The organism is Sulfolobus sp. B1 (assembly GCF_007050195.1).
In the GTDB taxonomy this organism is placed as follows: Archaea; Thermoproteota; Thermoprotei_A; order Sulfolobales; family Sulfolobaceae; genus Saccharolobus.
This window is the reverse complement of record NZ_QIMI01000203.1, coordinates 1-1,963: the sequence shown is the minus strand read 5'-3', so window position 1 is coordinate 1,963 and position 1,963 is coordinate 1. Positions and strand designations below refer to the sequence as shown.

Annotated in this window: 2 protein-coding genes; both read left to right on the top strand. The window is 40.0% G+C overall.

The window, feature by feature from the left end:
• Positions 1 to 52 precede the first annotated feature (52 nt).
• Entirely contained in the window at positions 53 to 607 is a 555-nt protein-coding gene (locus tag DMP16_RS09425; protein ID WP_083216406.1) for an FkbM family methyltransferase, read from the top strand.
• A gap of 122 nt (positions 608 to 729) precedes the next feature.
• Positions 730 to 1,047, top strand: a complete 318-nt coding sequence (locus DMP16_RS09420; RefSeq protein WP_069284241.1) for a hypothetical protein — start codon at positions 730 to 732, stop codon at positions 1,045 to 1,047.
• Positions 1,048 to 1,963 lie beyond the last annotated feature (916 nt).

Below are 1,963 nucleotides of genomic sequence, written 5' to 3'. Positions count from 1 at the left end.
GAGATACTGAAGGGATGGAGGTCCTCCCTCTTCAAGAAGGGCTAAAAGGGTTATAGCGATAGAGCCAAACCCTAGTTACTTAGAATTTCTGAGGAAGAACCTAGAGCTGAACAACGTAATTAACGTTGAAGTATTGCCCTTTGCAGTTGGCGAAATTGAAGGAAGGATGAAATTTAGGTTAAACGGTGTTACATCGTCTTTATCTGGAGAAGGCATAGAAGTCGAGGTTAAACCTTTAGACTCTCTAGTCTCTCACGCTGACGTAATAAAGATGGATATAGAGGGGGCTGAAAAATATGCTATAAAGAGCGACGTTGTTAAAAACGCTAGGGAGATAGTTATGGAACTCCACGGAAGGGAGAACGTTGAGTTCATTCCTCGTTACTTAAGGGAGATAGGCTTTGAAGTGAGGGAGATAACTTACAGAGACCTTCGGAAGAACGCGATAAAGAACTCCATACTCCACCTCCCCAGCCTTCTAGACGCTGAGATAAAAACTAACTTTCATGCTACTAAAGTTTTCCTAAGAAGAGGGAGGACCTCCATCCCTTCAGTATCTCACGAGGAGTACAAACTGATTTACGCATATAATGTAAGTAGGGATTGATAAAAATAACGGCAAACCTCGTCGGTAGAGGAGTAGGTCAGCTTCGTTTGCCAGCATTGGCAATCCGTAAAAAGAGAATAGGCGCAAGGTTTTTAAGCACATATGTCATAGCTTATCTTAGTATGGCAATAGTGGGAGTCTATTACGACGTGATTACAAGTTTCCAGAGGTTGGAGTTGTTGTTAACCATAAACGTCTTAATCTTTTTCATCATGTACATAGTCATATTTATAATACCAAGTAGTAACAAGTACTTCAAACCAACTGTCTTGATATTATTAGCATTAGATTTCCTTATTGATGGTGTATATAATTCGACCACTGGTATGATATTAACCTACATCGGAATAGGCTTGCTTGTTGCCACAATCTTGTACTTAATCTACATCTTCAAGTCGTATGGCACAGGCGGTGATGGGCCAGACTTCGATGTAGTGTAGGGGTAGAGAGGTAAATACTAAGGTTTATTGAAAAGAAAAAAGTCGAGCTGGAAACAGCATCTCCTGCATTAACCTTTATCCTGATATTTTAAACTACGGAGTACTCTTACTGGAAGATTACCTCTCAAGTACATTACTAAAAGGTAAGTATAAGTTCACGAGGACAAAACGTACCCATACCGTGTTTGCAAGGACGCAAAAGAGGTATGTATTTATGACACAGCAAATACGTTGAAGGACATGAGCTCTGTAGACGCTATAGACCTATAGCATAACTACGCTTTCCTAGCTGACGACAATTAAGTGTTCTATTTACTTCTGACCTCCTCCCCGTCCTAAATGAAGAGGCTTTCTTAACTTAAACCAAGTAGGGAAAGCCTTTTTTACCTTAAAAAATGGCGGGTAAGCTTTAGCCGGTCTCTTCAATATTACGAAGTTAAGGAAGCTCTGATGGTGGGGGAGAAGGAGGTAAGATCACTAAAACTGAACCAAAGAATAGGTACGTTGTGGCTAACATAACGTGTGTAGACAACGATTTCATCCACATATTCCAACTTATGCCAATATATTTCGAGTATACTGTATTGAAGAATTTTTTAGCAATCTCGTCATTGGTTGAGTTAGGTGAGTGTTAGGAAATCAAACCCATTCTCGCCCCAATATATGAGTTACCTCACACAAAACACTTTTCCATCTAAAGAAAATTCAATTTATATCAACCAAATTGTTGTCCATACACTCTTCTAACGGAGTAACTCCTATAACGCTTTAGACATAGGAGGAGGGGAACAGTTGTCAGTATTAGCTCTGCGTGGAAGGAGGAGGACAGACCTCAACCTGTATAGTGGGGAAAAGACAAGACGAGAGAATGGTACAGTCTATAATACATTGGAAACTTTAAAGAATGCTGGAATAC